We start from the raw sequence: 13,264 nt of genomic DNA, 5'->3' as shown, positions 1-13,264 counted from the left end.
TCGGGAGTAACATCCATAATAAACATCCACCTGTGTATCGAATTGCCATTATGGATGTTTCATTTCTTTTAAATTGTGTATTAGTAATTGAGTAATCCTTTTGAGTGGAGCAGGGTTGTGACAGCTCTTCGCTGGCTGAAGTAAGATTCCTGCAGCTGGAAATTTGCCATTTCCAGGTCTTTAAGAGCATCCAGTACTTCGGTGATGGAGGCCAGGTCATTTTTATGCTGCTTGTTCACCAATTCAAAGGTGGCTTCGGCCAGTTCGATCTCTTTTTGTGCAATACGCGAATTCTGAAGGGAAGCTTCATAAGAGAGTTCTGCTTTTACGATGCTTAGCGCTATCAGTTCTTCGGCTTCCCCGATCTGTTCCCTGTATTTTTCGGCTTCCAGTTTAGATTTGAGGCTTTTTAACCGGGACTGACCTCCGTCAAAAAGATTCCATTTTATACCTACAGCTGCATACCATTGCGGGTCAAAAAGTGAAAGGTCATCTTCCAGGAATTCATAATGACCCTTGAGGGCTAGTTTTGGAATACGATGGTTTCTCTCCATTTTTGCTTTATAGGTAGTGGCTTTCTCTGCTTCTTCCAAAGCCTTGACCTCACTTCGCTTTTCAGGAGTCATTTCATTGGAGGACAAAGCAGTAAGACCAGGATCAAGAGACTGTAAAATTTCTTTATCTTCCCCGGTAAGCTGGTGCAGAACCTCGAGAAGCAGGGTTTTGTTATGGCTGAATTCCAGTTGCCTGGCTGCCAGTTGCTGCTGGGCAAGTTCTATTCTTTTCCGGCTAATTGAGGTTGCCAGTCCGTTTTCTATGGCCTTTTTGACGAAGTATTCCTGGTCTTGCAGGTGATCTTCAGAGGCGGATAAAACCTGTTCTGAAGCATTTACCAGAGCCAGTTTATCATAAGTTTCAATGATATTGACAACTATGCGGTCTTTTTCAGCCATACCCGCATAATTTAAAGATGCTTCCTTATGTTTAGCGGCTTTAAGTGCATTGGAAGCTTCAAATCCGCTGAAGAGAACCCAATCTATATCTACAGAAGATTTCAGGATGTTCTTATCCTGAAGGTTATCAACCTCCTGCAAAGATATATTCCCTGGAAAGGCTGCATTAAAGGGAATACCTGCCGCCTCTTTTATAAGAAGCTTTTGCGTGGCCATTAAAAGGTTTTGGGTATTATCGTCAAAAGTAATATCATCATTCAGGCGGGTATAGCTTCCGTTTAAAGTTATTTTTGGCAGAAAGACAGCTTTTGCCAGTTTCTGGTCTACCTGTGCCTGTTCTGCATTCAACTGGTTTATATTTATACTGCGACTTTTCTCCAGCCCCTTTTGAATAAGGATTTCCAGCGCAGGGTCTATTTGCTGCGCCATCGAAGAGAGAGGTGCCAGGCCTGCAAACAAAATACACAGCAAACTTATTTTAAGCGGGTTTAATATCATTGCAACTAATTTTTAAATCAGTGCAAATTTCCTTACTAAACTGGCGATTTCTTTTGACCTATGTCAAATAATTGGAATCAGGACTTTTTAGAGGGGGACGCTTTTCGAATGCGGCTAAGGGTTTCCTGGGTCATCCCCAGGTAGGAAGCAATGTGTCCAAGTGCAACCCTGTTTGCTATATCGGGGAATTCAGATAGCATATAATCATGGCGTTCCCGGGCTGTTTGGAACTGTATGGCACTTAATTTATTCACCACCCGGGTGAGCATTTCGGTAGAGAGAAGCCGCCCCAGTTTTTCCATATTGTGATAGCGGGCAAACAATAGATCGAGGTTATCCCGGGTTATACTGTACAGTATAGCATCTTCCAACATCTCCAAATAATACAAACTTGGGTTTTGCTGAAAAAAACTTTCAATGCTGGACATAAATTGCCCTTCCATGAAAAACCACTGTGTGACATCTTTTCCGGATTCCGTGAGATAATAACTTCTTCCAACACCTTTTTCTATGAAGTAGAGTTTATTACAAACCTGTCCCTCCTTTACAAGCGACTCATTTTTTTGAACAGATTCTCTTTTAAAATATGAAATGATATCCGCCAATTCTTCAGAAGGAAAGGGAACAGTATTTTTTAGGTAATTGGTAAGGTTCATATGAAGGTTTCACAAGGGGAAATTGGCTATAAAGTTAATTAAATCATACAGAGGATGACAAGAAATTGTTGACATAATACTTTTTATTTCTCCTTTTTGCCTTTGTTCGAGACCTTTTTTACAAAGCGCTTTCCCCGCAATACGGACCGTCTCTTTTGGGAGTGTCGGGATAAATGGGAATGTGCTGAGGGTTGGTATCTAATAAATAGCCTGGAGGCTTGAAGCAATCTTTCTATTGCCTGATATCTATGAGATTTGCTAAACATGAAATGTGTTTTTGTGGCCACAAAATCATTATTAAATTTCAAATCCTTCTGCATTGCACCTTAAGAAATGATAAAAGACCTTTTCGATGAAGCGCTTTTCCCGCAATAATTAACACCTTTTTTGGGAGCGAAAAGTTAAAGGAGAATGGACTGAAGGTTTTATAAGCAGAATATCTCTGTTGATCCGGAGAGACCAAACATTAATATATTAGAAAAAAAATCTTGCGGTTTGGTAGATATTAAAGCTTCCAATTTCCATTAACCAAACTCTAATCCAAAATAAGGTCGAAGATAAAAACACTTCCTTTCCATTCTACAGCTTTGATTCTAAAATACAATATGGCTTCAAAGGACCTTTCTTAATTGCCAATTTTTACTTTAAATATTTACCCCTAATATTAAAAAGTGGCAATAATTAGATTTCAAATATTTGCTGCATAACAGGCATTCCGGCAAAGAACCGGTTCAGTCAACCCCGAAGGATCAAGGAGTTCTTGTTTGGCCGCACGAACGCTTAGCAATTAGCGGCTGCCCTGCTGTCCAACGAAATTTCTTATTTCATTTTTTTGAACCCCTGAAGAGCTAAATAAAATCCCACTCCAAACAAAAGAGTAATTAATCCTGCGAAATATGGTATTATTTCAGTCATTTTTTTGATTGTTTAAAATTTTTAAATAAATGCCAAAAGCCAATATTGATGGCACCCATAAACCAATAAATATGGCTGCATTTGCTTCTCCATTGAAATATAATATTTCGGAGAAAATAAGCGAAAGAAAAGCTGAGATAAACAAGAGTTTATCAGTTGTTGTGAACTTTTTAAACATGACTTTATTTTGTTTTAAATTTTGTAAAATTCTGACTGAACAAGGTAAATCTAATGAAAATGTATGGTCTTTATACTAATTTTTTTTCTAAACTATTTGACGGTATAGTTGAACAAAGTCGAACTTTAATACATTTGTCACGAAATACAAAAAATATTCGTTGCGAAGAAGAGGTATGGCAGAAATCACATTTGAATAAATACGGATCCAAATTCTATTAAGATGAATTAAATAGGATAGAATTGTCTTAAATCTGATAATTGTCATATTCGAATCGGTTTTGTTGAAATATTTTTACGCCAATTCTAGTATCACAGAATGATTACTAATTCAAAGCCCTACATTTTAACCATTGTATTTTTGATTACCATTTTTGGTGTTTACAATTACATTGTTTATAACGCTGATGGCTTCGTCCCAGTTGAAAAATTATCTTCAGAAGCAGTTAAAGGTCAGCAACTATGCCAAAGTAATCGATGCTGGTCTTGTCATCAATTGCATGGATTAGGTGGTTATTTAGGTCCAGATCTAACAAATGTTTATTCTGACCCGGACAAAGTTCCAAATTATATAAAAGCGTTTTTGAACAGTGTGGTAAAGAGTATGCCGCAGTTTAATTTTTCGGAAATAGAAAAAAATGCTTTGGTAGAATATCTGAAACAAGTAGATGAAACATATAATGAGCATAACGGAATTTCGATGCAACCACCGATGAAGATATGTGAATTACATATGACCATTAAAAAACACATATGAAAACATTGATAGAAAAATCGGTTAACAAAGCGATGGATTACGCACAGTATAACTTGCTCTTTAAACAATTAATGGATGAACAAAGAACTACTGGCGAACAAAATCATGAGAAAATTGATTATACTAAATTAAATTTCAGTCGCACGAAAAGGCTAGATAAAACTGCTAAAGTCTCTGAGGAAGCTATGGAAATTTTCAAAAATATTTTGGAGAAACAAACCTGGCTCGTTATAAGTGAGCCTTGGTGTGGTGATGCTGCGCAAACGCTTCCATTTCTAAATAAGATAGCCCAAATGTCTGAAAATATTGATTTAAAAATTGTGCTACGCGATGAAAATCCCGAATTGATGAATCAATTTTTAACCAATGGATCACAGTCGATTCCAATAGTTATTATGCTTGATGAAAATATGAATGTTTCTCAAACATTTGGCCCACGGTCAAAAGCTGCGACAAAGTTGGTTATAGAATATAAAGCTGAACACGGGATAATTGATGATGCTTTTAAAGAAATATTGCAGGTATGGTATAATAATGATAAAGGCGCTTCTGTTGTCAATGATATTTTGGAATCTTTAGAGGTTAAGGCGTAATAAGAATGGAGTCGATTTACCTCACGACCGTTAAGCTGCACGATCCATGACGGTGTCAGGATTCAATTAAAATAAGATAATGAAACAAATTTCGATACGGTAATTGTGAGGTATTGTTTTGATATATAGAAAAGTAAAACATTTGGTAAAGGTCTCAAATTCGGATACACCAGAATTTGGGACCCTCTGAAGATCGGGGAATAGTAAGGTCTTGCCAGATTTGGATAGTTCCTCTTTCTCCGTTGGTTCATAAATGTGGTATTTCTATTTGTGAAATCGGAATAATAAGCCGCTGCGTGAGGTCTACCTTTTTTGCTGCGCAAACTATCCTGACTTCGCGCTGTGGATTGGATAGACATCTTCAGCAGGAAGAATTAAGGGAAGGGGATTGCATTGTAGAAAGTATTTCCTACTTAATGAAAAATAAAGGAAGTTTTTACTTCCCCGTTGCAGGATTGATTGATACGGTCGTTTTAACACGGCAATTAATCCAACCCTGGTAGGTTCTCTATTTAAGTACAAACCTCGCGTAAAGAGGGAAATGATCTGAGCCGAATTTTGGGAGTCTCTCAAGTTCTACAAGAGCAAATTCCCGGGTAACAAAATAATGATCCAAAGGCCACCGTAATATTGAGGATGTGGCATCAAAGGTATTATAGAGGCCACGGCCAATTCTCACATTTTCCAAATCGCCCTTTTTACCAAACATCCTGGAAGTGTAGGACCAGGAAACATCATTAAAATCACCTGCAACTATAGAAGCTAGTGAATCCCGGGCCACTAATTCTCCAATTTTCAACAAGGCAACTTCTCCCTCACCAACATTGTCGGGATATATGCTGCTGGGAACTGGAGCAACAGGGTGAACCGCACGCAAAATGAAGGACTTTGCATCAGGAAATACAATTTTTGCATGAAAGGAAGGGACGTCTTTATGCTTTAAGAATTTTATTTCTTTATTTTCCAGTGGAAATTTGGAATACAGTGACATTCCATAGGCATTGTTCAAGGGATATTCCATTTGGAAAGGATAGCTTTCCTTTAAAACCTGTAGTTCCTTGATCCACCAATCGTCCACCTCCATTGCGAGAAGGATGTCAGGATCCCGCTGTTTTACTATCCTGATAAACTCTGCAGATTTCCGGTTGGTGATTAAAACATTAGCAATTAAAATGTCAAAAGACGTTTCAGTTCTTATTTCCTCTCCATTATAATCTGGAACAGATTTTTCACCAAACAGATAAGGATAAATTAAACTTCCTTGTATAACAATGACTGCCAATAAACCTAAAAGCAGGAAAAAGGAAGCTCGGTTCCACTTTTTATTTAACAGAAAGAAGAATAACAAAAATAATATCCCCAGCAAAAAGTACTGCAGTCGTGGGAAATCCAGAATCTTGGAATACCAGTACGAGAGATTATATAGGAGGGATAATAAAGTTATTAATATTAGTGCCGAGCTAAAAAAAATAACTAAATAAAAAAGGAATTTCCGCAGAGCCCGCATAGGTATTATTTTTATCAGAATTTAAGCATTCCTGAATAAATTTTAAATATAAAATAGTTAATCTTCTTGATCCTGATTTTTTTCGTTACTGCGTAATAAATACTCTTCCGGATGCAGTAAGCTTTTACATCAAGAAAAATATAGCGACGCAAAACTTCATCAATTAAAGAAAAAAGTTTTAGGTGAATAAATTTGCTGTGTCTCAGTGCAATTAGGCGCAACAAACCTGAGAAAAGCACAATAATTTTAATAGAGAAAAATCCTGATTCCTATATGGATGTAAAACTGAAGATTACTGTGGATATAACGGTAATTTATTCCTGTGTTGCTCAGAAAAATTAAAATAGTGAGAATTTTTCTTCTCACGGGATCATCAACAACCAGCCCGGCTTCCGGAGTGGTAAATCCCAGGATATTTCGATCTTGGACAGATTCAGAATTATGATGATCTCAACCATTTGTTCTTTCAGGTGCTGGCGCGCAGGTATAGCGAATATCTTAAGTTTGTGGCAGGCTGGAAGTGTGGAAATGCAAACAGATTAGGTGGAAACCGGGAATAGGGCTCATAGAATTTGAATGATACACCAGCCCAGAAAACCGGCAATGAGCCCTGCCAGAATAGCCGGGGCTATGTTGCGGGCAAGTACTTCTTTATAGTTCTTAAGGTTGGCAACAGAAGCTGCTGCTATGATATTAAACAGACAAATGGCATTTCCAATTCCTGCACCATTCAATTGCAAAGACAGGATCATGTTCGCATCCAGGTTAAGAAGTTTTGCTGTTTCCAGCTGCGATGGCCCGAAAACCACATTAGATATTGTGGTACTCCCTGTAATAAAAGCGCCTATTATTCCTAATAAAGGGCTTAACAGGGTATACCCGCTACCCAGATTACTTAGGAGGTCAGCAATATTATTAACCATAGACGGCTGTTGCACGCCGGAATTGATCATCAATTGTGCTACTGCAACTGAAGGAAAGAGAACAACAAACACCTGCCATAGCTTAACAGAAGATTTAACTAAATAAAAAGACTTGCTCTTATTGTATAAAGCCACTCCAATCCCTACAATAATAAAAGGGAGGAGAGGCGACTGCAATGGTTTGATGGTTGCATTTAGGCCAGATCCGAACATATCCATAAATGCTACATCCCAGCCAATCCATCGGTTTAAAGGATAGAATAATTTTGGCAGAAGGAGTAAAATGGCCAGAATGCCATAAGGCAGCCAGGGGCGTAAATTGATTTTTCCCTCCTCTCCTTTTAAATAAAATATGGAAAGAATAAGCATAACAAGTGAGGCCAGCACAGTGGCTAAATCTGGCACCAACCATGCAAACAGGCAAAAGGGAAGCGCAAAAAAAGTAAAAAGGATCAGAATTTTTCCTTTATGTTGTACTGGGTTTTGCATTTGAGCAAACATCCTGAATATGGCAAATAAGATAAAAAACTGTACAATTACACCAATAACAGCAGCGGAAAAACCAATTTGTTGTACCTGGGCGTGTGATAGGTCCAGGGGCAGTTGCAAGCCTGTGAGGATGGGTGTTCCAACAGCGCCAAAAATCGCAAACAATCCATCAAATAACAATACTACAGATACGGACAAAACGGCATTAAAACCCATAGCGATTAGCAACAGAGGAACAATCGCTCCAGGGGTGCCAAAACCGGCTACGCCTTCAAAAAATGCCGTAAGACAAATGGCCAGCAGAAAAAATCTTATTTCTTTTGAAGGGTGTAAGTTATCTAAGGAGTGGCTTATTTGTGAAATTAGGCCTGCACCCTGCATGATATTGTATAAAAAAAGGGCACCAAACACAATCATCAAAATATTCACCGTAGTGAGAAAGGCTACACCCATGCTTCCCAGGAAATGACTAAAGGAAGCTTCCCAGTAAAAGAACAGGATACTGGTAACGGCAAACCCTACTATAACGGCCTGCTTAACTCCTTTGGTTAAAGAAAGGATTATAAGGATAAAAATGGGTAAAAGCGAGAGGAAATAAACCATAGAGAGAAAATTCAGCTAATGTTCACCTCATTCTGTAAAGGAATGCCTTTCCCAAATTCGCGGATATTCTCCAGGGTTATACCGGCAATTTTTTCCAGCGCATTGCTGGTAAAAAAGGCCTGATGTCCCGTAATGAGGACATTGTTAAAAGAAAGAAGGCGCATAAAAACATCATCCTGGATTACCTTGCTGGAAAGGTCTTCAAAGAAAAGATCTGCTTCTTCCTCATATACATCCAGCCCCAGATAACTTATCTGCTCCTGTTTCAGACCTTTTATGACGGCTTTACTATCGATGAGAGCCCCCCGACTGGTGTTGATGAGCATTACACCATTTTTCATTTTCCGAATGGATTCCTTTCTTATGAGGTGGTAGGTATCAGGGGTCAAGGGGCAATGCAGTGAAATAATATCGGAATGCTTATACAAGAAATCAAGATCAGTAAACTCGATTCCAATACTTTCTGCTTCGGCTGGCCTGGCTATATCGTAGCCTAACACCCTGCAGCCAAAACCTTTCAGTATCCTGGCTGTTGCCAGACCAATCTTCCCCAGCCCAACAAGCCCGGCTGTTTTTCCATGCAGGTCAAACCCCATTAAACCCTGTAAGGCAAAGTTTCCCTCCTTCACCCTGTTGTAGGCGCGGTGGGTTTTGCGGTTAAGCGTAAGTATGAGGGCAATGGTATGTTCGGCTACAGAGTTAGGCGAATAAGCGGGCACTCTCACTACTTTTATGCCTAAAGCTTCAGCGGCTTTTAAATCTACATTGTTGTAGCCTGCACACCGCAGGGCAATCAGGCGTACGCCTTGTGCGGAGAGCTCCTGCAGTACTTCTGCATTCACAATATCATTCACAAATACGCATACTACCTCATGCTCTTTCGCTAATACCGCTGTGCTTTTATTCAGCGGTACTTCCATGAACTTAAGCTCAAACCCAAATGCCTCATTGGCGGAGGTAAAAAACTGCTGATCATAGGTCTTCGCACTAAAAAAAAGAATTTTCATCATGGCAAAATATGGTTAAAAATGGAAAACAGGTTAGTAAATATCGGTTTTCTTATGCAGGATATCAATATCTTCTTAAGAAAATAAAAAATGGTATAAATACCAGGTGCTCCCCCAAGGTAGCCTCACGGCATTGAACCACCTGTATCGCAGCATAGGGAAAATTCAATGCTTCTTTTTAGTTGGTTTAAGGTTCACCAATGCTTTCCTTTGGATTAATCACTACCTATTATTTGATAATCAGATTTTATTGGTGCAGGTATTTTAGATTCTTTTTGTGGTCTTAGGCGATGATTCCAAAAGGTAAATTTCAGCTGCTTTTTCAGGCAGATTTGGATTTCTGAAAACTCGCATCCTTAATTTAAATATAGGATTGTGAATTTTCCACCTTAGAGTTGGAGTAATCTTTCTTACTAGTTAGAATGGGGAATTGATGGAATCAAGATGCTTTTAACCTAGAAACCCCGGGAAATTCATTAAAAACGGTAGAGCATTCTTTAAACTGAATTCATTTATTGGAAGCTTAGTTGAACCCATAAGTGCTGAACATTTTTATTGTAGGACTTCATGGGAGGTATTGTAATAAAATAGAACCGGCTGTTAGATACCGGATTTATCACGATTCGTTTCAATTTATGAGATGTTGGGGAGTTTAGGTATTCAAAACCTGCGCGGTATCTCAAAGGCAAGAAATCGAAGATTAGACGAAGTCAAACCTGGAACAGCAGTAGTATTATTTGTCGCTGACACCCTACAGGTTCTCCAAATTAAAAAGCACCAAATTAATTGGCACCTCCATTTACTTCAATAAGATTAATCTCAAAAATCAAAACAGAGCCTCCTGGTATGCCCCTGTAATCCTGAGAACCATAACCAAGGTGAGAGGGTACGAGAAGCATACCACTTCCACCTTCTTTAAAATAAGTAATTCCCTCTGTCCAACCCCTTATTACATCCTGTAAATTAAAAGAAATGCCTTCAGAAGGACTTTGATCGAAGACGTTGCCATTGGTGAAATATCCTTTATACGCTACACGAACCTGATCTGCTGATGTTGGTTGCGCTCCTGCACCTTCACTATCAATGATATAATACAATCCTGAAGCACTTTTCTCTGCCTGAAGATTATTCTCTGCCAAATAATCCTGAATTTCTTCATCGTTAAGACTTACATAGTCTACCGGTTGATCATCATCACTACAGGAAATAAAGAAAAGGAAGAGTAATGCAAGGAGATTGGATTTCATACTTTTTTTCGCAAATATACTTAACTTTTCATTTCCGTAAAGGCTGCTATTTGTTTTTTCTCTTCCTTGTTTCTATATCTAATGAACATCTTAAAGTCTCCTGACTTCACCTCCCAAAATTCATATTAATTTTTTGGAAAACAGCATTCAAAACAGTTTCTTTGACCATCATTTTATCCCTTATTAAGGGTTTACTCCCCCGAGGCCTGCCCGAAGTATTCAGGCGGGCTTGCCTCGAATTTTAAAAGTATTTTCCTCCGGATAATTATTGGGACATACCTCGTGGACTTGCGCCGAGGTTTTTGATTTACTATGCTGTTCCCCTTCGATCGGAAACTGCAGAATCATAAAGCTTCGGAAATCGCGGCCAACCTCAGTGAGGTAATGTTCCCTAATAATTATAAGGGGAAATTTTAAATATTTGGTTATTACTCGAGGTTCAAATTAAATATTGCATCAGAATCCTTATGATACGGATAAGTTCTCCAGTAAAAACCATCTCCTTCAAATTTCCATAAAACTTCTCCTTCTCTGTTTACTTCCCAAATACCTGAAGTTCCAATTGTAATTAAAATGTTGCCATTAGAAAGGAGTTCCGCTCCTGAAACCTTTGAAGAAAAAAGTTTTGAATCTGTAAATTCCCATAAAAGTGGGGGTTCATTATCCACATTTTCTTTTAATTCCGGAATAAGATTCAGATCAAATTCGTAAACAGAGGATTGTTCAATATTATTACCATTCATGAAAACAAGCATTTTATTCTTTCCATTTTCTGAAATCAGGTTGGGGTAATGATTATTGTGAAATAATCTTTCCCCTTTCTCATTTTGGTAGGCTTCCGGATTTCCGAACCTATAAATCAGATCTCCACCCTTATTAAACCTGCCTCCTGAATCTGTTTTTGCCGTCTCAGTGGTAGTACTGTGGTCTATAACCCAAATTTCACTGAAAAAGTTTACGCTCAAATAAATAAGATCATTCTCCGGGTCATAATCAAGACCGTTTGCATGCATGATATCTCCATTGGATACCAGGCTGTAATTAATATTAATTTTGGACGGATTGGAAGATACATCTCCAAAATTTCTCTTGCTGCTGTCATAATCCTGAATGAGATGATCCCATGAATTCCATTCCCAAACTACCTGGTTTGTCCCGGGATTTATTTCGAGAATTGTTTCAGGATATACAGCATAATTCTCTTTAAAGCCTACTTCTTTTGCCTCTTCAGCAGATTTTCTGTCCCAAACTATGGCAAGAATATTTCCGTTGGGCAACATTTCAATATCGTGGTGGGCCATTTTGTTTTCATCTGATATAATGTATTCCCATTCAATTGAAAAATCACTATTTATAATTTGAAGTTTCCCTCCATATCCACCAAATTCTATAGACGGATCATCTGCCTGAAGTATAGCCAGTAGTTGTCCATTATCCATTAGGACACAATCATTTCCAATACCTGCTTCCAACTGCCATTCAAAAATATTTTCTTCTTTCTTATTCATTAAATAGACTCTGTTACTCCCGGCGTCGTTGATTAGAAAAAAATGGTCTTTTATTTCACCACTGCCCATATCAGGATTCTCTGAACCATTCGTAGGGTTTTCAATTAAATTATCTTTGGAACATCCGGAAAATATAAGTAGTAATAATGAGGTGGTGATGAGTAGTTTTTTTGTCATTATATCAAATTATGTATTTTCGGTAATTTACAAATTAAAGTTAATTTTGAGATATTTAATCGAGTATCTAATAGACCGAAAGGAGTTTGGGAGAAAGAAAATAGATAAACAAACACTTCCAGAATTTATAGTCCTAAATTGAAAATGACAGGATTTTTATTTCCAGCCAAGCTTTTTTTTATAAACTGAATATAGAATCCCCTGGGTTTAAAAGAAATCTTCTAAATTGAGGCTTGATTTTCCATGATTTTATTTCTGATGAAACTATTAAAATTTCTTTTTCAAATTATCTTAGGTGGACTTGCCTTCGCAGCTATTATTCCGCACTTGTTTCCTAATTACTGGTTAGCGGACATATTCTCACATTTTAAACTTCAATATGTAATTCTGTTGCTCATCATTCTCCTGCCAGCTTCCTTATTTTTGATTAAAAAGAGGATGTTTCCCATCGTCCTTGTTTTTCTCCTTCTGGTTTGGAACAGCAGTTTTATATTTCCGCTGTACCTTCAGGATTCCAATTTAACTGAAACCTCCGGGAAATCACTTTCTGTTTTATCGATAAACCTTCTGGCTTCCAACACAAATTATACGGAAGCACTGGAACTAATCCGGGAAAAGGATCCCGATGTTTTAGTGGTTCTGGAGTTGAGTCCGCAGTGGGAAAAACAACTACAGGAATTAGGCTCAATGTTTGCTTTTTGCCAGATGTATCCACAAAAAGATAATTTTGGAATTGGAATCCTTAGTAAAATACCAATGAATTCTTCGGTTACGGACTTCGGAAAAAATTTTCCTCCTTCCATTCTTAGTGAACTTGAATTTAACGGCCAGCCGGTTTTTATTTTTTCAACACATCCTGTTCCGCCGGTGAGTCAGGATATGTTTGATTTCAGAAACGATCAGCTGGAAGAAATTGTTAAGTTAAGCAAATGGCAAAATGAAAATTTTATATTGGTTGGAGACCTCAATACTTCCTCCTATTCAAAACATTTTCAGAAATTGCTGGAGAATGGAAATTTTAAAGATTCCCGGAAGGGTTTTGGAATAGCCTCCACCTGGCCAGCAGATTATCATATTTTTAGAACTACGCTCGATCATTTTTTGCTGAAGGGAGAAATGCAAGTTATTAAAAGAACTACAGAAAAAAGTATAGGATCTGATCATTTGCCTGTATTTTTAGAAGTTGGGTTATAGAAGCCTTTTTCGGGAAAAGTTACTCTGGCTTTTCATTAGGTGATAGGAATGATTATTCAG

12 protein-coding genes are annotated in these 13,264 nt (G+C 38.0%); 5 read left to right on the top strand and 7 right to left on the bottom strand.

Annotated features, from left to right (window positions below; genetic code table 11):
• Positions 1-80 precede the first annotated feature (80 nt).
• Both ACKGJN_RS06145 and ACKGJN_RS06140 read right to left on the bottom strand, forming a co-directional pair.
• The gene (locus tag ACKGJN_RS06145) at positions 81-1,451 is read right to left on the bottom strand and encodes a TolC family protein (RefSeq protein ID WP_409538576.1); all 1,371 of its coding nucleotides are present in this window, start codon (positions 1,449-1,451) and stop codon (positions 81-83) included.
• 77 nt (positions 1,452-1,528) lie between these two features.
• Positions 1,529-2,107, bottom strand: coding sequence for a Crp/Fnr family transcriptional regulator (locus ACKGJN_RS06140; RefSeq protein WP_409538575.1), 579 nt, complete (start codon positions 2,105-2,107; stop codon positions 1,529-1,531).
• A 944-nt stretch (positions 2,108-3,051) separates the two neighbouring features.
• On the opposite strand from ACKGJN_RS06140, the gene ACKGJN_RS06135 reads away from it, so the two are divergent.
• The 4 genes from ACKGJN_RS06135 to ACKGJN_RS06120 all read left to right on the top strand — a co-directional run bounded on the left by ACKGJN_RS06135 (position 3,052) and on the right by ACKGJN_RS06120 (position 5,052).
• Positions 3,052-3,279, top strand: a complete 228-nt coding sequence (locus ACKGJN_RS06135) for a hypothetical protein (protein WP_409538574.1) — start codon at positions 3,052-3,054, stop codon at positions 3,277-3,279.
• A gap of 239 nt (positions 3,280-3,518) precedes the next feature.
• On the top strand, positions 3,519-3,956 hold the full coding sequence (locus ACKGJN_RS06130) for a c-type cytochrome (RefSeq protein ID WP_409538573.1): 438 nt from the start codon (positions 3,519-3,521) through the stop codon (positions 3,954-3,956).
• A complete protein-coding gene (locus tag ACKGJN_RS06125) occupies positions 3,953-4,549 on the top strand; it encodes a thioredoxin family protein (RefSeq protein WP_409538572.1) in 597 nt (198 codons plus the stop codon). Before ACKGJN_RS06130 ends, ACKGJN_RS06125 begins: the two co-directional genes overlap by 4 nt.
• A gap of 296 nt (positions 4,550-4,845) precedes the next feature.
• Positions 4,846-5,052, top strand: a complete 207-nt coding sequence (locus tag ACKGJN_RS06120) for a hypothetical protein (RefSeq protein WP_409538571.1) — start codon at positions 4,846-4,848, stop codon at positions 5,050-5,052.
• Between the two features lie 5 nt (positions 5,053-5,057).
• Here ACKGJN_RS06120 and ACKGJN_RS06115 read toward each other — a convergent pair whose 3' ends face one another.
• The 5 genes from ACKGJN_RS06115 to ACKGJN_RS06095 all read right to left on the bottom strand — a co-directional run bounded on the left by ACKGJN_RS06115 (position 5,058) and on the right by ACKGJN_RS06095 (position 12,010).
• Entirely contained in the window at positions 5,058-5,831 is a 774-nt protein-coding gene (locus tag ACKGJN_RS06115) for an endonuclease/exonuclease/phosphatase family protein (RefSeq protein WP_409538570.1), read from the bottom strand.
• 788 nt (positions 5,832-6,619) lie between these two features.
• Complete coding sequence (locus tag ACKGJN_RS06110) at positions 6,620-8,071, bottom strand: L-lactate permease (RefSeq protein WP_409538569.1); 1,452 nt, start codon at positions 8,069-8,071, stop codon at positions 6,620-6,622.
• An 11-nt stretch (positions 8,072-8,082) separates the two neighbouring features.
• The gene (locus ACKGJN_RS06105) at positions 8,083-9,081 is read right to left on the bottom strand and encodes a 2-hydroxyacid dehydrogenase (RefSeq protein ID WP_409538568.1); all 999 of its coding nucleotides are present in this window, start codon (positions 9,079-9,081) and stop codon (positions 8,083-8,085) included.
• 779 nt (positions 9,082-9,860) lie between these two features.
• Positions 9,861-10,325, bottom strand: a complete 465-nt coding sequence (locus ACKGJN_RS06100; RefSeq protein WP_409538567.1) for an FKBP-type peptidyl-prolyl cis-trans isomerase — start codon at positions 10,323-10,325, stop codon at positions 9,861-9,863.
• A gap of 428 nt (positions 10,326-10,753) precedes the next feature.
• Positions 10,754-12,010 (bottom strand): aryl-sulfate sulfotransferase, encoded by a 1,257-nt coding sequence (locus tag ACKGJN_RS06095; RefSeq protein WP_409538566.1) that lies wholly within the window; start codon positions 12,008-12,010, stop codon positions 10,754-10,756.
• Positions 12,011-12,268: 258 nt separating this feature from the next.
• On the opposite strand from ACKGJN_RS06095, the gene ACKGJN_RS06090 reads away from it, so the two are divergent.
• A complete protein-coding gene (locus ACKGJN_RS06090; protein WP_409538565.1) occupies positions 12,269-13,204 on the top strand; it encodes an endonuclease/exonuclease/phosphatase family protein in 936 nt (311 codons plus the stop codon).
• Positions 13,205-13,264 lie beyond the last annotated feature (60 nt).

This window comes from Gillisia xinjiangensis, from assembly GCF_046298265.1.
Taxonomy (GTDB): Bacteria; Bacteroidota; Bacteroidia; order Flavobacteriales; family Flavobacteriaceae; genus Gillisia; species Gillisia xinjiangensis.
Note: the sequence above shows the minus strand (reverse complement) of the source record. Positions and strands in the feature narration are given on the sequence as shown.

Coding starts and splice junctions, on each gene's coding strand:
- ACKGJN_RS06110 (WP_409538569.1), bottom strand. CDS start 8,071: ATGGTTTATTTCCTCTCGCTTTTACCCATTTTTATCCTTATAATCCTT.
- ACKGJN_RS06105 (WP_409538568.1), bottom strand. CDS start 9,081: ATGATGAAAATTCTTTTTTTTAGTGCGAAGACCTATGATCAGCAGTTT.
- ACKGJN_RS06095 (WP_409538566.1), bottom strand. CDS start 12,010: ATGACAAAAAAACTACTCATCACCACCTCATTATTACTACTTATATTT.
- ACKGJN_RS06125 (WP_409538572.1), top strand. CDS start 3,953: ATGAAAACATTGATAGAAAAATCGGTTAACAAAGCGATGGATTACGCA.
- ACKGJN_RS06145 (WP_409538576.1), bottom strand. CDS start 1,451: ATGATATTAAACCCGCTTAAAATAAGTTTGCTGTGTATTTTGTTTGCA.
- ACKGJN_RS06090 (WP_409538565.1), top strand. CDS start 12,269: ATGAAACTATTAAAATTTCTTTTTCAAATTATCTTAGGTGGACTTGCC.
- ACKGJN_RS06135 (WP_409538574.1), top strand. CDS start 3,052: ATGCCAAAAGCCAATATTGATGGCACCCATAAACCAATAAATATGGCT.
- ACKGJN_RS06140 (WP_409538575.1), bottom strand. CDS start 2,107: ATGAACCTTACCAATTACCTAAAAAATACTGTTCCCTTTCCTTCTGAA.
- ACKGJN_RS06100 (WP_409538567.1), bottom strand. CDS start 10,325: ATGAAATCCAATCTCCTTGCATTACTCTTCCTTTTCTTTATTTCCTGT.
- ACKGJN_RS06130 (WP_409538573.1), top strand. CDS start 3,519: ATGATTACTAATTCAAAGCCCTACATTTTAACCATTGTATTTTTGATT.